The organism is Amycolatopsis sp. NPDC003865 (genome assembly GCF_053605345.1).
On the sequence record NZ_JBSGJA010000013.1, the window covers coordinates 140689 to 160202 of the forward strand.

Below are 19514 nucleotides of genomic sequence, written 5' to 3' on the forward strand. Positions count from 1 at the left end.
CCCGCGCCCCAACCCGATTTTCACGCCCCGCGCAGGTGGTCGCGCAGCTCCCGGGCGACCCGGGCCATCAGGACGTCGGCCTCCGGCTGGAGGACCGCGGGCACCCGCGACTCCGTCAGCGCCACCACGCCGAACACCCGCCCGTCCGCGTGCTCGACCACCCCCGCCTCGTGGCGCAGGTTCAGCAGCGTCCCCGTCTTCGACGACCAGCGCGCCGCGTCCGAGGCGAAGTCCGGCGTCAGCCGGTGGCGGATCACGTTGTGCGCCATCAGCTCCCGTACGCCCGCCGCCACCCCCGGGTCGATCCGCGACGGCGTCCACAGCGCCTGCAGCAGGTCGAGCACCGCCCGCGCCGTCGCCGCGTTCGCGCGCGTCACGTCCAGCTGGGCCAGCCGGTGGCCCCGGCCCGCCGTGCCCGCCCCGATCGCCAGCGTGTGCGCCAGGTCCGCTTCGCCCGCGTCGAACCGCTCGGCCGGGGTGTCGACGAGGTCCGCCATCAGGTGGCGCACGGCGATCCCGGACAGCCCCCACCCGGCCAGGATCCGCGTGATCTCCGCCGGCGGGGTCAGGCCGAACAGGACGTCGGCCGCCACGCCGTCGCTCAGCGCCGTGCTCAGGTACAGCAGGTCGTCGACGGCGATCCGGGCCGGGTGGCGGAACCGGGTCAGCCCGATCGGCCCGGGCGTGGTGACGCCGCCGGGCGCGACCTCCAGCTGCGTCGCGCCGTCCAGCTCGCCCCGGCGGACGCGCTCCAGGGTCGCCGCCGCCAGCGGGACCTTGACCAGGGACGCGATCGGGTACACCCGGTCCGGGTCGATGCCCAGCTCGTGCCCGGACCGCAGGTCGCGGACCAGGAACGACCCCCGCAGCCCGCCGTCGTCCAGCTCCGCCCGCAGCCGCCGGACCAGCGCTTCCGCGGTCACGCTCCGGCTCCCAGGCACCGTCCGACGGCGGTGGCCAGGTCACCGCGCAGCCGGTCGGCGTCCTCGCCCGACGCGGCCGCCACGGCGAACCCGCGCGCCGGCGCGACCTCGCCGACCGGCCGCCAGTGCAGTCCCAGCTCCGCGGCCTGCGCCCGCGAGCACAGCAGGAGGTCCGCCGAGCCGAACACCGCCGCGGCCGCCGCGGTCAGCGAGCCGGCCACCTCGACCTGGGCGGGCCGCAGCCCCACGGCGTCGCGCGCCCGCAGCAGCGGGTCGCGCACGTGCGGGACGTCGTCCTCCGGCTGGATCCGGACGTGCCGGCGCGGGCCACCGGACCGACCGGCCCGCAGCGTCTCCAGGTGCACGACCCGCGCCTCGGGGGCGGCCACACCGGCCAAGCCCAGCGGCACGGACCACTCGCCCTCGTCGGCCGGGACGGCGACGAGCGCCGCCCGGACCTCCTGGGTGCGGACGAGCTCGGCCCGCTCCCCCGGTGGCGCGACGCGGAACTCGAGGTGGACCTCCATTGCCCGGGCCTCGGCGGCGAGCTCCGCCAGCTCGCGCACCCCGCAGGTGTCCGGGACGGCCACGCGCACCGGCCGCAGCCGCGCTCGCCGGGCGTCGTGTTCGAGGCTGTCGGCCAGCTGCACCAGCCGTCTCGCCGACGGCAGGACGTCCCGGCCGAACGGCGTCAGCCGCGCCCGGCGGGTCGAGCGGTCGAAGAGCCGCTCGCCGAAGTGCCGTTCGAGCGCGGCGATCCGGCGGCTCGCGACCGGCTGCGGGATGCGCGCGACCGCCGCGCCCGCGGTGAAACTCCCCGCCTCGCTCACGCTCACGAACGCCCTGCAGCCGCCGACCAGGTCCACGACCGCACTCTATGCGAATCCGGCATCGAACCGCGCGTTTCCGTCTTGGACAGCATGGGCGGAGCCGGTGAAACTGCGGAGGTCCTCCAAGATCGGAAAGGGTTTCCCGTGCCGTTGCCGCACCTCCGACGGACCGCGCTCGCCGCGCTGGTCCTCGTCTCGCTCACCGCCTGCGCCGCCGAAGCGCCCGCACCGGCTCCGGCGGCGACGCCGCCACCGCCACCGACCGCCGCCGCCCCGCAGGCGGACTTCGCGCCGCTCGAGCGGGAGTTCGACGCGCGCCTCGGCGTCTACGCGGTGGACACCGGCTCCGGCCGCGAACTCGTCCACCGCGCCGACGAACGCTTCGGCTACGCCTCGACGCACAAGGCGTTCTCGTCCGCCGCCGTGCTCCAGCGCACGAGCCTCGACGGGCTGGCGAAGGTGCTGAAGTACACCCGGGCCGACCTCCAGGAGAACTCGCCGGTCACCGAGAACCACGTCGAGACCGGCATTCCGCTGCGCGACGCGATCGACGCGGCTCTGCGCTACAGCGACAACACCGCGGCGAACCTGCTGTTCCACGAGCTGGGCGGTCCGCAGGGACTCGCCGCGGCCTTGCGCGCCATCGGCGACACGACCACGCACGTCGACCGGATCGAACCCGGCCTCAACGACCTCGCACCCGGCGACGTCCGGGACACCAGCACGCCCCGCGCGATGGCCACGACCCTGCGCGCGTTCACGCTCGGGGACGCGCTGCCGCCGGAGAAGCGGCAGCTCCTGACGGACATGATGAAGGCCAACCTGACCGGGGCGGCGGTGATCCGGGCCGGCACGCCCGCGGGCTGGACGGTCGCCGACAAGACGGGCACCGGCGAATACGCGACGCGCAACGACATCGCGGTCGTCTGGCCGCCCGGGCGCGCGCCGATCGTGCTGGTGGTGATGTCGGACAAGAAGACCGAGCACGCCGACCACGACGACCGGTTGATCGCCGCGGCGGCGAAACTCGCGTTCAGCGCTCTTCGGTGAGGACGCGGGCCCGCAGGTCGACGCCGTGGGTGGCGACGACCTCCGCCCGGACGAACGAGCCCGGTTCCGGGGCCGGCCCGGTGAACGTCACGTGCCCGTCGACCTCGGGGCCCTGGTGCGCGGCCCAGCCGTGCCGGCCGGTTCCGACGAGCACCTCGACGACGCTGCCGGTCCGCTCCGCCGCGCGGCCGGAAACCACCTCGTCGGCCAGCCCCGACAGCTGCTCGACGCGCTCGGCGAGCACCTCGGCCGGCACCTTGTCCGGCAGGCTCGCGGCCTCGGTGCCGTCCTCGTCCGAGTAGGCGAACACCCCGGCCGCGTCCAGCCGGGCCTGCTCCAGGAACCGCTTCAGCTCGGCGAAGTCCGCTTCGGTCTCCCCGGGGAATCCGGCGATGAAGTTCGAGCGCACCCCCGCGTCCGGCGCCACGGCCCGGATCCGCTCGAGCAGTCCCAGGAACCGCTCGCGGTCGCCGAACCGGCGCATCCGGCGCAGCACCGGCCCGCTCGCGTGCTGGAACGACAGGTCGAAGTACGGCGCGACCCCCGGTGTCCCGGCGATCGCTTCGAGCAACGTCGGGCGCAGCTCGGCGGGCTGCAGGTAGCTGACGCGGACGCGGTCGGCGATGCCGGCGAGCTTCGGCAGCAGCTTCTCCAGCGCCTGCAGGTCGCCGAGGTCCTTGCCGTACGACGTCGAGTTCTCGCTGACCAGCACGAGCTCCCGGACGCCGTGGCCGGCCAGCCACTCGGCTTCGGCGAGGACCTCGGCGGGCGGCCGCGAGACGAACGCGCCGCGGAAGGCCGGGATCGCGCAGAACGTGCACCGCCGGTCGCAGCCCGACGCCAGTTTCAGCGGCGCCACCGGCCCGCCGCCGAGCCGGTGCCGCAGCACCCGCGGGCCGCTCGCCGGACCGTGCCCTGGCACGTGGGCCACGGCGGCCGCGGGTCGCCGGACCGGGGTGATCGGCAGCAGCGTCCGCCGGTCGCGCGGGGTGTGCGCGGGCCGGCTCCGGGCGTGGAGCACGTCCTCGATGCGGTCGCCGATCTCCGGGTAGTCGTCGAACGACAGGACGGCGTCGGCCTCCGGGAGCGCGTCGGCGAGTTCGCGGCCGTAGCGCTCGGCCAGGCAGCCGACCGCGACGACTTTCGCGCCCTGGCCCGACGCGGCGAGGACCGTGTCGCCGGGCGGCGAGCTCCTCGGAGTCGGCTTCGTTGCGCGCGCAGCCCAGGGTGACCAGGGAGACGGTGCGCACGACGATCAGTACGCGACGATGGCGACGGTCGGCGGCTTCGAGTCCCCGATCGCCTTGGTCTGCACCAGCACCGGCGCGTCGATCGCGGGTGCGACGACGTCCAGCGGGAGGTAGGCGGTGACGACCAGGCCGCTCGCGAGCAGCACCCGCGCGATCCTGCGGCGCCGGTCGCCGGATTCCCGGACGCTGACGCAGGTGCCCCACTGCTGCCCGGCCGGCGCTTCGGGCGCGTTTCCCTGATGGCGACGGCGTTCTTCGGCCATCCGCTCGAGCATGGTCACGGTTCCCCCTCGGAAGTCCGGTGCCGGGTCGGCCCGAGAATCGCACGCCGCGCGAAACCGCCTCAAGGTCTTCACCGGAAGTGACCGGAAGCGGTCAGTGACCACCGAACAGCCGCCGGACCTCGGCTTCGACGTCGTCGAGCCACCCGGCGCGCCGCCGCTCGTCCGCGTCGGCGACCACGCGCAGGACGAGCCGCCGCACGGCCGGCTCGCCGAGGTAGGGCGCGAGGCAACGCCGCCAGATCGCGTCGAGGGGGTCGCCGAAGAGCGTCCGCTCGCGCTCCTCGGTGGTGTCGGAGGTGTTCACCACGAGCAGCCCGCGCAGCGAGAGCAGCGACTCCGGCGCGCCGCCGGCGTCGTCGAGGCGATACGCCACCCCGGGGACGAGGATCCGGTCGAGCCAGCCGCCGAGGATGGCCGGCGGCTTGCCCCACCAGTTCGGGTGGATCGCGACGAGCCCGCCCGCGTCCCGCAGTTCTTCGCGGTGGCGGCGCACCAACGGGTCAGGCTCTGCGGCGAGGAACTCCTCCGCGCGGGTTCCGCTGGTGTAGGCCTCTCCGGCCGTGAGCACCGGGTCGAACCCCTCGGCGTACAGGTCGTGGAAGCGCACCAGCCGGCCGGCGCCGATCAGCGTTTCGCGGACCCGTTCGGCGAGGGCGTGGTTGAAGCTCCCGGGCCGGGGGTGGGCCAGCAGGACCACCACCGGCCGGGACTCGTCGTCGATCACCGCGTCAGCTTGCCACGCGGACCCGGCGGCTCAGCCGGCGTTGGCCAGCAGGCCCGGCCCCGCGGGCGCACTCTGCATCAGGCAGCGGTGGCACGGCATCCCGCGCAGGCCGGCGAGCACCTCGGCGTCGCCGGGGAAGATCGCTTCGCCGCACAACGCGGTCAACCGGTCGGGCACCGCGCCCGCGGCCGGAACGGGGATCAGGTGACAGACGCGTCTGCTCTCGCCGACGACGCCTCGGCGTAGCCGCACCAGCGCGAGCATCCCACCGTTTTCACCCATAGCCGGAAAGGTAGGCCGAACGGCTCATCCCGGCTTCGTGCCCGCGCACCAACGATCTTCGTGACCGGTGGTCCGGCATACCAAAGTCAGGCCGGTGACAGCACGGCCGCGCCCAGGCGGTGGCTCAGGTTCAGCGCGAGCTCGACGTCCAGGCGGCTGTCGGCGAGCTCGCGCGGCAGCAGTTCCTGCGCCTTGCGGACGCGGTACTGCACCGAGTTCTTGTGCATGGTCAGCTCACTCGCCGCCGTCGTGTAGCTCCCGCCCGCCGCGAGGAACACGCGCAGGGTGTCGCGCAGCCGCCCGCAGTTCTCGTCGTCGGCGCTCAGCGGCCCGAGCGTGCTCGCGACCCACAGCCGGGCCGCGTTGAGGTCGGTCGTCATCAGCGCCACCGTGCCGACCTCCCGGAAGGTCAGCACGCGGTCGCAGTGCTCGCCGGCGGCCAGCGCCAGCGCGTGCACCCGGCGGGCCTGCTGGTGGGTGTCGCGGAAGCCGGCGACGCCGGTGCCGGGATCGCCGACCGTCACGCGCACGCCCGGGTCGGCCTCCGCGAGCACCGCGTCGAGGTGCTCGCGGTCGATCGACGCGACCGGCAGCCACGCCCAGGCGCCGGCTTCGTCGCGGGGCACGAACAGCGGCCGCCCCTGCCCGCCGGCCCGCTCGAGCACCGCCCCGGTGACCGACTCCAGGTGCGACAGCACGTCGTGGGCTTCGGAGGCGTGCCAGACGACCATCCCGACGTGCGTGCCGCGCAGCCGGTAGCCGATGACCGCCTCCGCCGCGTCGACGTCGGCCGGGCCGCCGTTCTCGCTCAGCAGGTCCAGCACCTTGGCCGCCCGCGCGGCGCTCCGGTTGAGCAGCCACTTGTCGCGTTCGTCCTGGTAGACGCTCACCAGCTGGCGCACCACCCGGGTGATGAACTCGTAGGCGACCTTGAGCAGCCGCCGCATCATCGCCCCGAGCAGAGCCGCGTCGTCCACGTGCCGGATGCACTCCTGGAAGCCGAAGTCGAGCATCGCGGCCTGGCCGAGGTCGTACGCGAGGATCAGGTCGAACACCGGGGTGCCGCGCTGGGCCAGCCGGCGCGCGTACTCCACGGCCGCGGCCGGCGGCTCGACGTTGGCGGGGTCGATCCCGTGCTGGAAGATCTGCAGGGCCGTCTCGATGTTCTGGTAGACGCTCGCCGACAGCAGGCTCACCATGCGCTCGTCGTCGTTGACCAGCTGCGGCAGGTCGGTCGCGTACAGCTGGACCAGCTCCCCGGCCAGCTCGACCGCCCGGTCCGCGAGGGTGGCGGCGATCTGGCGGATGTGCTCCGAGACGGCTTCTTCGTCCACCATGGAGCCACTCTACGGGGTCGACGATCAAGCTCGGCCGAGGAACTCGTCGATCAAGCCGAACGTTTCGGCCGGGGCCTGAACGTGCGGGACGTGCCCCGCGCCCGCCACGACCGCGAACCGCGCGTCGGCGAACGCGGCCGCGTAGGCCTCGCCGAACTCCGGCGGCACCACGACGTCGTCCTCGCCCCAGATCAGCAGCGCCGGGATCCGCACCCGGGCGAGCCGGCGCAGCAGCTTCGGGTCGGCGATCCGCGGCCCGGCGTAGGCCCGCAGCGCCGCCAGGTCGGCGGGGTCCGGCCCGGGCGCGCCGGGCGGCGGCTGCGGCAGGCTGATCGCGTGGCCTTCGACGTCCGGGCCGATGCCGTCGAGCACGACCAGCTCGCCGATCCGCCGTCCGCGGTCGCGAACGGCCATTTCGGACGCGACCCAGCCGCCGAACGAGCTGGCGATCACCAGGACGTCGCGGGCGTCTTCGTCGTCCAGCAGGTCGAGGTAGGTGACGGCGAGGTCGTCGATGCCGGAGAACCAGTCCGGACGCGGCGTGCCCGCCCAGCCCGGGTGCGTCGGCGCCAGCACCCGGGCGCGGGGCGCGAAGTGCTCGACGATCGGTTCGACGCCTCGCGGGCCGCCACCGCCGTGCAGGACCAGCACCGTGCGGCCGCCGCGGCCGGTGTCGACGAGGGGGATGTCCAGTCCGGGGTGGGGACGCAGGGTCCGGGTCATGGCATGTCCTTTCCGGAGTGGCCGAGCATCTGGTCGACCATCGCGGCGGGCGCGTCCGGCCGGAAGCAGGCTTCGAGGTTGCCGGCGGAGTCGCTGGCGGCTGCTTCCGCCCGCGGGAACAGCGCGTTCTCGTACGCCGAGAGAGCGCTTTCGACGTCGTCATGCGCGGCGAGCGCGAGGGCCAGCTCGGCGGCGTCGAGCATGGCGAGGTTCGCACCCTCGCCCGCGAACGGTGACATCACGTGCGCGGCGTCGCCGAGCAGGGTCACCCCCGGCACGCGCTCCCACCGGTGGCCGACCGGCAGCGCGTGGATCGGGCGCGGGATCAGCGGGTCGTCGCTGTCTTCGACGAGGGCCCGGAGTTCGGGAGCGAAGGCCGCGAAGACGTCGAGAAGACGTCGGCGATCGGCCAGGTCCGCGACCGCGGCCGGGTCGTCGTTCTTGACCGCGGCGTACACGCGGATCCGGCCGCCGCCGTTGCGCTGGGCGATCAGGCCCAGCCCGTCGGCCAGCGCGAACATCGAGCCCGGGCCGACGAGCGCGGCCGCGGCCGGGTTCCGGGTGTCCACATCGGACAGATGGGTTTCGACGAACGACAGTCCCGAGTAGACCGGCACCGCGGCCGACAGCAGCGGCCGGACCTTCGACCAGGCCCCATCCGCGCCGGCGATCAGATCGGCTTCGACGACTTCGCCCGTGGCCAGCCTCAGCCGGCCGGCCGCCACCGCGGTGACCTTGGTGCCCCACCGGACGACGTCGCCGGGCAGCGACTCGACGAGGATCCGCTTGAGCGCGCCGCGATCGACCTCGGGCCTCGTGCCGCCGGAGGCGTCGGCCGCCTCTTCGAAGCGGACGACGCCGTGGCGGTCCAGGATGCGCAGCGCCTCGCCCTCTTCCCGCGCGATGGCCCGGAACTGCCGCGTCAGGCCGGCTTCGGCGAGCGCGCGCTGCCCGGATTCTTCGTGCAGGTCGAGGGTGCCGCCCTGGTCGCGGGCGGCCGGGGACGCGTCGAGCTCGTACACGGTCGACGCGATCCCGCGGGTGTGCAGGACACGGGCCAGCGTGAGGCCGCCGAGGCCACCGCCGACGATGGCGATCCGGGTCATCGGGTCTCCCCGGGTTCGGGGCGCGGGGTGGCGAGCGCGCCGTTGAGCAGCGCGTCGAACGCCCACCGCGCGCGGGCGGGGCCGGGTCCGGACACCAGGTCGGCGGCCAGCGCGGCGATGTGGGGGTGGGTGCCGGGCGAGGCGGTGGCCACGGACTCGACCATGACCTCGTGCTCGCGCGCGGCACCCGGCTTCTCCCGCCGGCTGCCGTGCTCGACGGCGGTCGCCGTGGCGGTCAGCAGCAGCACGTCGACCGCCCAGGCGGCCTGCCCCGGGGCCATGCCCCCTTCGTCGAGCAGGGCGAGCACGGCTTCGACGAGCGCCAGGTAGTGCGGCCCGCTCAGCCGGGTCACCAGCGCGACGCGGGCGAGGCTCGGGTGCGCGAACAGCACCGAACGGTAGGAGTCGAGCACCGCCCAGAGGCGCTCGCGCCAGTCCCCCGAGCCGTCGAGGCGGACCTCGGCGAGCAGTTCGTCGAGCACCGCGGCGTGCAGTTCTTCGGTGTCCTTGACGTACACGTAGAGCGAGGCGGCGCCGGTGTCGAGCTCCTGGGCGAGCCGGCGCATGGTGACGCGCTCGACGCCTTCGGCGCGCATCACCGCGACGGCCGTCGCCACGATCCCTTCACGGGTCAACGCCGGTTTCGCCGGACGCTCACGGCGGTTGTAGGTGCTTTCCGGGGGCATGGCTCCACTGTAGCGAACATGTTCGTTACGAGCACGTTCGAGACGAACATGTTCGTGCGGTTTCGGTCACAACGCCCACGACACCGTTCGGCACGTGGTTCGCCACCTACGACGCGATCGAGGCGATTGCAGAGCAGCCGCGACGCTGGGTGCGATTCAGCAGGGCTCGGGCCTCCAGGGGCCAAAGGGGACTACGAGGGCACCGGGACGATCACCTTCGGCACGAGCGGCTAATCGAAAAGAATCGGAAACAAACGCGAAACGCGGACCACTCGACCAACTGGTCTGGACCACTAACCGAAGATCACCCGTATGGCGGTTTCCGGTTACTCCACAAGGCAAATTAAGAGGTCCAGACCACTGAGTCAACCCCGGTTCCGCATTTCATTCGGAAAACCGGTTAAGCAACTTTCGGGGGGTGTGTGACCTTCTCACGGGCGGTATATGTGATTCCACCGAATCCGCACCGGCCGGACCGCACCACCGGCCGGCTCGATGCCGCCCCCGGAGGCGCCCATGCACCGCTTGGACCCGGCCCGCGACCACGTCATCGGGCTCTACCGGATCGTGATCGGCTTCCTGTTCGCCTGCCACGGCGTGAAAACGCTCTTCGGCGTGCTCGGCGCGAAGGCACCCGCGGCCGTCGGGGCGTGGCCGGGCTGGTGGGCCGCCCTCATCCAGCTCGTCTGCGGCGCCCTGATCTGCCTCGGCCTCGGCTCCCGCGCCGCCGCGGTGCTCGGCTCCGGCTCGATGGCCTTCGCGTACTTCACGGTGCACCTGCCGACCGGCCTGCTCCCGATCCAGAACGGCGGCGAGGCCGCGGCCCTGTTCTGCTGGGGCCTGCTGGTCGTGGCGTTCGTCGGCCCGGGCCGCTTCGCCCTGGGCAACCTGCCGGTCCTGCACCGGAACACGGCGGAGCCGGCCCGGGCCCGGGTCACCGCCTAGGAGCGCGAGATCCCGACGCCGCTGCGCGCGTCGGGACCGTACTTCGCCAGTTCCCGCGCGAGGTCGAGCGGCCCGCTCTTCGCGCGGTCCGCTTCGGTCAGCAGGTCGCGCGGGATGATCCAGACGACCTCGAACTCGAGCCCGCTGGGATCCTTGGCGTACAACGACTTCGTGGTGCCGTGGTCGGACGAGCCGACCAGCGCGCCCGCCTCCCGGAGGCGGCCGGCGAGCCGCTCGAGGTCTCCGAGCGTGTCGACCTCCCACGCCAGGTGGTACAGCCCCACCGACGTCTGCCCCGCGCCCGAGTCCGCGGCGTGTGCACCGAGCTCGAACAGGCCGAGGTCGTGGTCGTTGGTCGAGCCGGGTGCCCGCAGGAAGGCCGCGCCGCGGTGGATGTCGCCGTCCTCGACGTAGTCGAAGCCCAGCACGTCCCGGTAGAACGCCACGCTTTCGGCGAGGTTCCGGACGTACAGCACCGCGTGGTTCAGGCGAAAGATCGACATCGACGGCCCCCGCGCACACAACTCGGTTGAAGTTTCAACCGAAGGGTAGCACGAAGGACGCCACCCAGAGCCGGCCGAGCCAGGCCGCGTACCGCTCGTCGGACCACCCGAGCCGCTCGACGAGCTGGTGCCACAACGTCCCGTCCGTCGTGGAAAACAGCACGTCCCGGCACTCCTGCTCGGTGACGGCCAGCTGCCCGGTGGCCGCGGCTTCGCGCGCGTGCCCGCCCATGCTCTCCAGCCGCTGCCGGTCGATCTCGGCGAGCATCGCCGCCGCCGCGGAGTCGCTCGCCGCCGCACCGCGCACGGCGAGGTGCAGCCGCGCGGTCCGGCGCATGGTCGCGGTGTTCACGACCGCGAACGCGGTGAGCCGGGTGCGCAGGTCGGGCTCGGCGAACAGGGCGCGCAGCTCCGGGCGTTCGAGCATCGGCACGTCTTCGTCGTCCCCGCCGACGGTCACGTCCCACGTCCGGTGCAGCAGCGCCGGCTTGTTCTTGAAGGCCGAGTAAACGGTTTCCGGCGCGACGCCCGCCTCGGCGGCGACGTCGGCGATGGTCGTGCGGCCGTAACCCTTCGTGACGAACAGGGTGTGCGCGGCGGCCAGGATGCGCCGCCGGTTCTCCCGCGCCTGCTCCTGGCGCCGGCTCGAGTCGTACCGGCGCTTGACCTGCTCGCCCATCCGATACATCCTCACTGTATTGAAAACAGCCTGACTGTATTGGAGTCATCATGCCATCACCCACCGAAGAGTTCCTGGCCGAGGTGCTGCCCCGGCAGACCGCCGCCGAACAGGCCATCCACAACGGCGACGCCGGGCCCCGCACGGCCCTGTGGTCGAAGGCCGACCCGGTGAGCCTTTTCGGCGCCTGGCTGCCGATCCGCACCGGCTGGGCCGACGTGAGCGACGCCTTCCGCCGCGTCGCCGCACAGTTCTCCGACTCCCGCGAGTACCGCTTCGAAGTCGTCGCGGCCGGGGCGAGCGGAGACCTCGCCTACACGATCGGCTACGAGCACAACACCGTGTCGCTCAACGGGAAACCGACGACCTACACCCTGCGCGTGACGCACGTGTACCGCCGAGAGGAAGGCGAGTGGAAGATCGTCCACCGCCACGGCGACCGGCCACCGGACGAACCCGCACCGGACGCACCGCTCAACTCTCGGTAGGCCCGGTGACCGACCGGGCGACAAACCTTCGACACCGCATCGAGGCCCTGGTCAGGCCGGCCGGCGGTTCGTAGGGTGAGTCCACCGCAGGACACCGTGTCAGCTGTCCCGCGGGCGGTGATGCCCCCGGAACCGACCTTTCCCCGAAGCCAAGTCCGGGGGCATCACCGCTACCACCACCCCGGCCGCGGCCGCCCGCTTCCGGCCGCCCCCTTTTCCAGCACCTCCACCTGCGTCCTTCGCGCGCTCGTTTACATACATACACCATGTATGTACTCTGGCTCGCATGACGACACGCAGCGAATCCCTGGGTCAGGAGCGCCGGGTCCGGCTGCCGGCCGGCGAGGTGCGGTACTTCGAGCGGGGCGAAGGCGCCCCGGTGGTCTTCGTCCACGGCGTGCTGACGAACGCCGAACTGTGGCGGAAGGTCGTCCCCGACGTCGCCGCGGCCGGGTTCCGCTGTCTGGCCCCGGATCTGCCGCTCGGCTCGCACGACCTGCCGATGCGCGCCGACGCCGACCTCTCCCCCATCGGTGCCGCCGACCTCATCGCGGACTTCCTCGACGCGCTCGATCTGCGGGACGTCACGCTCGTCGCGAACGACACCGGCGGCGCGCTGACGCAGATCATGCTCAGCCGGCGCCCGGACCGGGTCGGACGGGTCGTGCTCACGCCGTCCGACTGCTTCGAGTACTTCTTCCCGCCCCTCTTCAAAGCGCTCCCGCCGCTCGCCCGGATCCCCGGCTCGATGGCGGTGCTCGGGCAGCTGCTGCGGATCAAGGCGCTCCACCCGCTGCCGGTCCTCTTCGGCTGGGTGACCAAGCGGCCGCTGCCGGACGCCGTCGCGCAGGCCTACCTCGGGAAGCTGCGGAAGTCGGCCGGGGTGCGCCGGGACCTGCGCAAGCTGCTGCGGGACGTGCACCCGCGCCACACCCTCGCCGCCGCCGAAGCTTTGCGGACGTTCGACCGGCCGATGCTGCTCGCGTGGGCCACCGAAGACAAGCTGTTCCCCATCCGCCTGGCCCACCGGCTCGCGGCCCTGCTGCCGGACGCGAAGCTCGTCGAAATCGCGGACGCCTACACGTTCGTGTCCGAGGACCAGCCCGCCGCGCTCGCCGGGCACATCGTCGAGTTCGCGGGCGTCATGGCAGATTAGGCGGGTGCGACGTACCCAGCAGGACCGTTCCGCCGGCACGAAGGCCGCCCTGGTCGCGGCCGCGCGCGAACTGTTCGCCGCCCGCGGCTACCAGGCCGTCCCGGCGGACGAGATCACCCGCGCCGCGGGCGTCACCCGCGGCGCGCTGTACCACCACTACGCCGACAAGCAGGGCCTGTTCCGCGCCGTCGTCGAAGAACTGGAACGCGAACTGACCGAAGAGGTCCGGGCCGCGTTCGACGGCGGCGCGGACCCGCTGACCGGCATGCTGCAGGGCCTCGGTGTCTTCCTCGACGCGTGCCTGCGCGAAGAGGTCCGCCGCATTTCGCTCACCGACGCGCCCGCCGTGCTCGGCTGGGACGTGTGGCGCGAGATCGAGGCGGAGTACGGCCTCGGCCTGATCGTCACCGTGCTGGAGCAGGCCAGGGCGGACGGGCTGATCGTGGAAACGCCCGTCCGGGCCCTGGCCCAGCTGGTGCTCAGCGCGGTGATGGAGGCGGCGAGGATGATCGCCGCGGCGGACGACCCCGCGCGCACCCGCGCCGAGGTCCAGCAGGTCCTCGGCGGCTGGCTCGCGAGCCTCCTGCGGACCTAGCGCGGCCGGTAGGTGCTGAGGACCGCGGCCCCGACCCGGTCGGTGGACACCAGGTCGAGGTCCGCGGGGGATTCGAACAGCCGCCGGCCCGCACCGACGACGCTCGGGAAGACGAGCACGCGGTACTCGTCGACCAGGCCGTGCCGGGCGAGGGTCTGCGCGACGCCGACCGAGCCGATGACGATCACGTCGCCCCCGTGCCGCGCGACCTCGGTGACGAGATCTCCTTGCAGGAGCGTGGAGTTCTGCCAGGCGGACAAGTCGGTGAGGGTGGTCGAGGCGACCAGCTTCGCGGCGTTGTTGAGCCGGACCGAGAACTCGTCCGTGCGGCTGGGCCAGAGCTTCGAGAAGAGCTCCCACGTCTTCCGGCCGAGCAGCAGGGTACCGGTGTCGAGGAGGGTGCCGAGGCGGAACTTGTCCCCCGCCACGGCCTCCGGGCCGTGCCGGAAGGCCCAGCCGCCGGTGGCCGTGCCGCCCGAGCCGTCGGGGTCCTCGACGACGCCGTCCAGGGTGAGGAACTCGGCGACGATCACGCTCATGACTGCTCCCGGTGGTCTCCGCCGCGCCCTGGTGGCGCGGCCTCACCGGTACCTACCGGCGGCGGCCGCCGGATTCATCGCACCGCCGCCGGCAGAGTTTCCGGCTACGCCGTGACCAGCGACAGGCCGTAGGTCTGCAGGATCTCGTTCACCGGCTGGAACCACGTCTCACCGCCGGAGCTGCAGTTGCCCCAGCCGCCGGAGGTCACGCCCTGGGCCTGGTCGCCCGTGATGAACGAGCCGCCCGAGTCGCCCGGCTCGGCGCAGACGGTGGTGCGGGTCATCTGGTAGACCGCGCCCTGCGAGTAGTTGACCGTCTCGTTGAGGCCTTCGACGACACCGCAGTGCCAGTGCGTCGTCGAGCCCGAGCGGCACACCGACGTGCCGACCGGCGCGACCCAGGAGCCGCGGACGAGCGCGTCGCTCACCGTGCCCCAGCCGAGCACCACCGGGGCGGTCCACCAGCCGTTGCCGATGCGGATGAACGAGTAGTCGTTGCCGGGGAAGGACGAGCCGGCGAAGCTGCCCATGGCCGAGCCGTCCCAGCCGACCACCGAGCTGCCGACGCCGCCGCAGTGCCCGGCGCTGACGAAGCCGCCCTGCACCGAGAAGCCGATCGAGCAGCGGGTGTTGCCGTTGATGTAGTACGGGTCGCCGCCGACGGTCCCGGCCGAGAACGGCTGGGCGGCCGGTGCGGTCGCGACGGTCACCGGGCCGGCCTCGCGGGCTTTCGCGAGGAAGGAATCCACGTCGGCGCCGTGCGCGCCCGGCCGGAGGGTGACGACGACGCTGCCGGCGCGCGGGTCGGTGCGCCAGCCGCTGACGGCCGCCGGGGCGGGGTTCGCCTTGGCGGAGGCGTCGATCGCGGCCTTCGTCGCGTCGAGCTCGGCCGCGCTGACCTTCGCCGGCGCGGCTTCGGCACCGGCCCGGCGGACGGCTTGTGCCGCGGCCGGGTCGGTCACGCCGACGACGAGCTTGCCGAGCGCGGGATCGAACCACGCACCGCCGAAGGCGGCACCGGCGGCCCGCTGGGCGGCCGGCATCACCCGCGCGGCGGTCATTTCCTGGCCGAGCCGGGCTTCGGCCTGGGCGGCGGTCAGGCCGAAGTCCCGCTGCATGGCGGCGATCAACCCGGGCGACGCGACGGCCGGGCTGAAGGACGACGAAGCGAGGGACGCGGTCAGGACGGCGGCGCCGCCCAGGGCGAGGGCGATTCTTCGACGCATGAGGTCTCCTTCGGGCAGGGGGAAAGAAACACACCGTGCGCCGAGTGTGCGGCCGGTCGCGGTGACGGTCCAGAAATGTCCGGTCTTCTGTCCGGAATTAGCGGAGGCGAACGTCTGTCCATTGCAGACTCAAGCCGTGGATGCATTGCGCCGCAGCGGTTTTCCGCGCGCGAAGGAAGCGCGGGCCGGTGTCACCCGTCCGCGCCGACGAAGGTCTGGACCAAGTACAGCACGCGGCGGCGAGCGGCGGCGGGAACCAGAGTCTGCGGGGCAGCAGACGTGCATGATCGTGCCTCGGGCTTTCCCGTCGACGCCGAGGCGGCGCAGATCCGGACCGGGCACGCGGGCGGGTTCCGGCCACGCGTTCCCGCTGCGGTCGCGGGCGCGAAACCGGAATAGACCGGGACCGCGACGCGACGGACGACCGCCGCTCCTCCTGAAACGCCGACACGACACCGTCCGGCCACCCCGGAATGGGTGGCCGGACGGTGGTCGCGGAAATCAGATTTCGTCGACCTGGTAGGTCACCACCCGCGCCGGGACCAGCAGCGCGCCCGAGCATTCCGCGACCGCCGGGCCGAATCCGTACGGCACGAATTCCCCGGCCACGAACCAGAACGCGCTGCCGTTGGCGCAGTGCGCGATCACGCGGTACCCGTAGCCCTCACCGGGGAAGCAGCTGACCGAAACGCCCTGCCCGAAGAGGGTTCCGTAGCGCTCACCGAAACAGCCGGGTGGCGCGAAGTCGCCGCCGGCCGCGGCCGCGGGCACGACCGACAACCCGAACAGCGAAAACAAAGCGACCCCGAGAACCGCCAATTTCCTTCGCATGAACACTCCTCAGCGCGGAGAGACCCGACGTTAGGCAGCGTAGAAGCGCGGAAGAATTACCGGCAATTCATCGGGCCAGTGAAAACGCGCGCAGCGGAAAGTCACCGCGCTGCTCCATCCGGGCTAGCCCGCGCCCCTGGACGGATGGCGGACGAGGCCGCGATTCCTCAACGGCTGACGCAAACCCGATCGCGGCCGGCGTTCTTCGCCGCGTAGACCGCCTTGTCCGCGGCGCCGAGCACCTCGTCCACGCCGCGGCCCGCGTCCGGGTGGACCGCCACCCCGATCGACACCGAAAGCCCGGCGATCCGCGTCCCGTCCGCGGCCACCACGGCCAGCGCCGCCACCGCGTCGCGGATCCGTTCGGCGACCGCGACGGAGTGGACCCGCCCGATGCCCGGCAGCAGCACGACGAACTCCTCCCCGCCGAACCGGCCGACCGCGTCGTAGACCCGCACCTCGTCCCGCACGGCGCCGGCGACCGCCCGCAGGACTTCGTCGCCCGCCAGGTGCCCGTACGTGTCGTTGACGCGCTTGAAGTGGTCGAGGTCGAGCATCAGGATCCCGCAGTCGCCGCCGGCGCGCGCCGCCCGGCTCAGCTCGGCTTCGGCCCGCGTCCGCCACTCCGCGATCGTCAGCAGCCCGGTCTTGGGGTCGCGGGCACGCAGCTCCAGCCGCCGCCCGAGCTCGCCGCGGTGCAGCAGCACGACCGGCAGCACCAGCGACGGGACCAGCCACGGCCGGGTCGGCAGCAGCGCCGCCGCCACCGCGCCGAGGCACAGCGTCGCCGCGTCCAGGAGGTTCTCCGACAGCGATCCCGCGAAGGACAGGAACGGGCGGGCCGGCTCGTGGAGCTTGAACCCGATCATCACGAGCAGCGTGTTGACCAGCACGAACGCGACGCCGGCCGCGACCGGCCCGGCCACCGCGGCGACGGAGGCGGCCGCGAAGACGGTGACCACGTGGGTCGCGGCCGAGCAGGTCGCCCGGTACAACCTGCTGCCGGGCACCCCGCCCGCCGTGCGCAGCCAGAGGTGCCCGTAGACGAGCACCGCGAGGACGGCGGCCAGGACGGCCGGCATCACGAGCGCCGCGGCGAAGTACCACACCGACGAGACGCTGACGTGCGGGTTCCGCGCGAGGAACCGGCGCATCCGCTCGGCCTTCGCCGACAGCTCGGTCTGCGCGACCGCGGAAGCGAGCAGGACCGCGAAGAAGAACCACTCCCGCGAGGCCGGTTTCGTCGCGGGCACGGCCAGGACCAGCAGTGCGACGGCGGTGGCCTCGACCGCCAGGTAGTAGGGCACGACCCCGGCCGGCGCACCGCGGTAGGCGAAACGAGACTCCCCCTGCTGATCCACTTTCCCTCCCGTGACCGTGGATCGGCCGGGCTCCCCCGCCCGGCGGCTCCAGGATAGGCGCACCGGGCGCCTCTCCGGAAGCCGCCGGCCGGAGTGTCCTCAGTGGACGATCAGCGGACGAACGCGGTCAGGAAGCGGTCGCGGAAGGAGTCCATCTTCCAGACCGGCGCCCGCGCCGCCGGGTGCAGGCCGTCGGTCCAGCCCCAGCCGGAGATCCGGTCCAGCACCTTGGGGTCCTTGGCGACGATCGTGATCGGGACGTCGTGCACCGCGCCCTGCGGGGTGACGACCGGCGGCTGGTGGTCGCCGAGGAACACCAGGACCGTGTTCTCGTCGCCGTAGTGCCGCATGAACGAGATCAGCGTCTTGAGCGAGTAGTCGGTGGCGTCGCGGTAGGCGTCGCGGATCTTCGCCGGGTCCTTCCAGACCGACTCCGGCGCCTCGCCGGCCGCCGGCTGCGGCGCGAAGACCGAGCCGTCGCCGACCTGGTTCCAGTCCACCAGCCAGGGCCGCGGCGACCACGGCGCGTGGCTGGAGACCAGGTCGACCTCGGCCATCACCGGCCGGTGCGCCGTGTTCGCCAGCTCGGTGCGCTGCAGCGTCGCGAGCGTGAACTGGTCGGGCATGGTGGCGTAGGCGTAGCCGGGCCCGCGGTAGCCGACGTGGTGGGCGTCGTAGTAGGCGTCCGGGTGGTAGAACTTCTGGCCCTCCGGCCAGTCCTTCGTGTGCGCCGGGACGTCCCACACGGTCTTCCAGCCGGCGCGCTGGAACGCGCCGCCGAGGGTCAGCCGGTCGCTGTCGAGCAGCTGGTTGTAGCGCTGCTGGTTGTCGATCCACATGCCCGACTGCACCGTCGAGTGGGCCAGCCAGCTCCCGCCGCCGAACGTCGAGGACGACAGGAACGCGCTCCTGGCGCCGATGCCCGCCGCGCGCAGTTCGGCCGTGCCCGCGTCGAGCGTCGCGCCGATCTTCGTGCCGATGGCGGGGTCGTCGAGCGCGATCCGGCCGTAGCTCTCGACGAAGGTGAGCACGACGTTCTTGCCGCGCAACCCGGCGAGGAGCTGGTCACCGGGGGTGGCGCGGAACGCGTCCTCGGCGGCGACCTCGCCGAACGGCCGCTGCTCGCGCAGGTCGGCACCGACCTGGCGCAGGTCGCCGTAGGCCAGGGCGACGGCGCTCTGCGCGGCGACCGGCTGCCCCGGCGCGACCTCGACGCCGAACAGCGAGCAGAGGATCCAGACGACCCCGAGCACGGCCACCCCACGCGACGCGCCGGTCCGGCGCCCGGCGGCGATCCGGCTCAGCCGCAGCGTCGCCAGCACCATGAACACCACGACGGCGATCGCGAGCACGCCGGCGCCGGCCAGCGCGGCGATCGCCCCCGCCTCGCCGATCTGACCGGCCAGGAACTCGACCCCGGCGCTGAAGAAGCTCCAGTCGTAGACCGGGTCGAACGGCTTCTCCAGCGTCGCGTAGAAGCCCGTGTCCAGCGCCTTCAGCACGACGAGCAGCCCGAGCGCCAGCCCGGTGAGCACCGCGACGACGCGCCGCGGCCGCGGCGGCAGGACCAGCACGAACGCGGCGATCACGATCCCCTCGACCGGCACCCGCACCAGCGCTTCGGCGGAGAAGGACGTCAGGTCGTCCGGGGAGAGCAGAGCGAACAGCACCAGCAGCGCGGCGAGCGCGGTCACGACCACGCCGGCGACCGCGTGCCGCCGCCCGATCCGGGGTAGCCCGAAGTCGGGCAGCGGCGGTGCGGCGGGTACGGGTTTTCCGAACATGCGGGCCTCACGTGGTTCGCGGCGGTGACCGCCCGGCCCGTGCGGCGGGACCGGCGATCCTCACCCGGTATACGGGCCGCGGTCCCGCGCGGTTCAAGCGGGCGCCCCCGCCGCTACCCGAACTCGCCGGCGCCAAACCCGGGCGGGCGGCTTTCACCCGGGAAAGAGCCGGTAATACCCAGGACAGGTGAGTGGGTACGGCCGTTCGGTTG

Annotated in this window: 21 protein-coding genes and 1 pseudogene; 5 read left to right on the top strand and 17 right to left on the bottom strand. The window is 73.0% G+C overall.

The features are described 5' to 3' along the window. Nucleotides 1–20 precede the first annotated feature (20 nt). A complete protein-coding gene (locus tag ACWEVP_RS28885; RefSeq protein ID WP_452065711.1) occupies nt 21–923 on the bottom strand; it encodes a serine hydrolase in 903 nt (300 codons plus the stop codon). Next, nucleotides 920–1789: a LysR family transcriptional regulator gene (locus ACWEVP_RS28890; RefSeq protein ID WP_452065712.1), complete on the bottom strand. Its 870-nt coding sequence runs from the start codon at nt 1787–1789 to the stop codon at nt 920–922. The genes ACWEVP_RS28885 and ACWEVP_RS28890 overlap by 4 nt, the downstream gene beginning before the upstream one ends. Nucleotides 1790–1843: 54 nt before the next feature. Between ACWEVP_RS28890 and bla the strand changes: the two genes are divergently transcribed. Beyond that, nucleotides 1844–2803 (top strand): class A beta-lactamase, encoded by a 960-nt coding sequence (gene bla, locus ACWEVP_RS28895; RefSeq protein ID WP_452065713.1) that lies wholly within the window; start codon nt 1844–1846, stop codon nt 2801–2803. Here the strand turns inward: bla and ACWEVP_RS28900 are convergent. The 8 genes and pseudogenes from ACWEVP_RS28900 to ACWEVP_RS28935 form a co-directional block, all read right to left on the bottom strand. Beyond that, nucleotides 2787–4062, bottom strand: a pseudogene (locus ACWEVP_RS28900) (MiaB/RimO family radical SAM methylthiotransferase). The gene bla and the pseudogene ACWEVP_RS28900 sit on opposite strands and share 17 nt — an antisense overlap. Further along, nucleotides 4059–4334, bottom strand: coding sequence for a hypothetical protein (locus ACWEVP_RS28905; RefSeq protein ID WP_452065714.1), 276 nt, complete (start codon nt 4332–4334; stop codon nt 4059–4061). Before ACWEVP_RS28905 ends, ACWEVP_RS28900 begins: the two are co-directional and overlap by 4 nt. 94 nt (nt 4335–4428) lie before the next feature. Beyond that, complete coding sequence (locus ACWEVP_RS28910) at nt 4429–5061, bottom strand: NAD(P)H-dependent oxidoreductase (protein ID WP_452065715.1); 633 nt, start codon at nt 5059–5061, stop codon at nt 4429–4431. 30 nt (nt 5062–5091) lie between these two features. Then, the gene (locus ACWEVP_RS28915) at nt 5092–5343 is read right to left on the bottom strand and encodes a hypothetical protein (protein WP_452065716.1); all 252 of its coding nucleotides are present in this window, start codon (nt 5341–5343) and stop codon (nt 5092–5094) included. Between the two features lie 86 nt (nt 5344–5429). Continuing rightward, nucleotides 5430–6680 (bottom strand): PucR family transcriptional regulator, encoded by a 1251-nt coding sequence (locus tag ACWEVP_RS28920; RefSeq protein WP_452065717.1) that lies wholly within the window; start codon nt 6678–6680, stop codon nt 5430–5432. 24 nt (nt 6681–6704) lie between these two features. Continuing rightward, the gene (locus ACWEVP_RS28925; protein WP_452065718.1) at nt 6705–7403 is read right to left on the bottom strand and encodes an alpha/beta fold hydrolase; all 699 of its coding nucleotides are present in this window, start codon (nt 7401–7403) and stop codon (nt 6705–6707) included. After that, nucleotides 7400–8509, bottom strand: a complete 1110-nt coding sequence (locus ACWEVP_RS28930; RefSeq protein WP_452065719.1) for an FAD-dependent oxidoreductase — start codon at nt 8507–8509, stop codon at nt 7400–7402. Before ACWEVP_RS28930 ends, ACWEVP_RS28925 begins: the two co-directional genes overlap by 4 nt. Next, nucleotides 8506–9195, bottom strand: coding sequence for a TetR/AcrR family transcriptional regulator (locus ACWEVP_RS28935; RefSeq protein ID WP_452065720.1), 690 nt, complete (start codon nt 9193–9195; stop codon nt 8506–8508). The genes ACWEVP_RS28930 and ACWEVP_RS28935 overlap by 4 nt, the downstream gene beginning before the upstream one ends. Before the next feature lie 516 nt (nt 9196–9711). Between ACWEVP_RS28935 and ACWEVP_RS28940 the strand changes: the two genes are divergently transcribed. Further along, on the top strand, nt 9712–10140 hold the full coding sequence (locus tag ACWEVP_RS28940) for a DoxX family protein (protein ID WP_452065721.1): 429 nt from the start codon (nt 9712–9714) through the stop codon (nt 10138–10140). On the opposite strand, the gene ACWEVP_RS28945 is transcribed toward ACWEVP_RS28940, so the two are convergent. Further along, nucleotides 10137–10643, bottom strand: a complete 507-nt coding sequence (locus ACWEVP_RS28945; RefSeq protein ID WP_452065722.1) for a VOC family protein — start codon at nt 10641–10643, stop codon at nt 10137–10139. The two genes, ACWEVP_RS28940 and ACWEVP_RS28945, sit on opposite strands and share 4 nt — an antisense overlap. A gap of 34 nt (nt 10644–10677) precedes the next feature. Next, a complete protein-coding gene (locus ACWEVP_RS28950; protein ID WP_452065723.1) occupies nt 10678–11322 on the bottom strand; it encodes a TetR/AcrR family transcriptional regulator in 645 nt (214 codons plus the stop codon). A gap of 50 nt (nt 11323–11372) precedes the next feature. On the opposite strand from ACWEVP_RS28950, the gene ACWEVP_RS28955 reads away from it, so the two are divergent. The 3 genes from ACWEVP_RS28955 (at nt 11373) to ACWEVP_RS28965 (ending at nt 13561) form a co-directional block, all read left to right on the top strand. Further along, a complete protein-coding gene (locus ACWEVP_RS28955; protein WP_452065724.1) occupies nt 11373–11810 on the top strand; it encodes a YybH family protein in 438 nt (145 codons plus the stop codon). Nucleotides 11811–12096: 286 nt separating this feature from the next. After that, the gene (locus ACWEVP_RS28960) at nt 12097–12966 is read left to right on the top strand and encodes an alpha/beta fold hydrolase (protein ID WP_452065725.1); all 870 of its coding nucleotides are present in this window, start codon (nt 12097–12099) and stop codon (nt 12964–12966) included. 4 nt (nt 12967–12970) lie between these two features. Next, nucleotides 12971–13561, top strand: coding sequence for a TetR/AcrR family transcriptional regulator (locus tag ACWEVP_RS28965; protein ID WP_452065726.1), 591 nt, complete (start codon nt 12971–12973; stop codon nt 13559–13561). Here ACWEVP_RS28965 and ACWEVP_RS28970 read toward each other — a convergent pair. The 5 genes from ACWEVP_RS28970 to ACWEVP_RS28990 form a co-directional block, all read right to left on the bottom strand. Next, the gene (locus ACWEVP_RS28970) at nt 13558–14100 is read right to left on the bottom strand and encodes a dihydrofolate reductase family protein (RefSeq protein ID WP_452065727.1); all 543 of its coding nucleotides are present in this window, start codon (nt 14098–14100) and stop codon (nt 13558–13560) included. The two genes, ACWEVP_RS28965 and ACWEVP_RS28970, sit on opposite strands and share 4 nt — an antisense overlap. 104 nt (nt 14101–14204) lie before the next feature. After that, nucleotides 14205–15326 (bottom strand): S1 family peptidase, encoded by a 1122-nt coding sequence (locus ACWEVP_RS28975; protein ID WP_452065728.1) that lies wholly within the window; start codon nt 15324–15326, stop codon nt 14205–14207. A gap of 501 nt (nt 15327–15827) precedes the next feature. Further along, nucleotides 15828–16157 (bottom strand): hypothetical protein, encoded by a 330-nt coding sequence (locus ACWEVP_RS28980; RefSeq protein WP_452065729.1) that lies wholly within the window; start codon nt 16155–16157, stop codon nt 15828–15830. Between the two features lie 167 nt (nt 16158–16324). Continuing rightward, nucleotides 16325–17518: a diguanylate cyclase gene (locus ACWEVP_RS28985; protein WP_452065730.1), complete on the bottom strand. Its 1194-nt coding sequence runs from the start codon at nt 17516–17518 to the stop codon at nt 16325–16327. Nucleotides 17519–17628: 110 nt separating this feature from the next. Next, complete coding sequence (locus tag ACWEVP_RS28990) at nt 17629–19302, bottom strand: sulfatase-like hydrolase/transferase (protein WP_452065731.1); 1674 nt, start codon at nt 19300–19302, stop codon at nt 17629–17631. Nucleotides 19303–19514 lie beyond the last annotated feature (212 nt).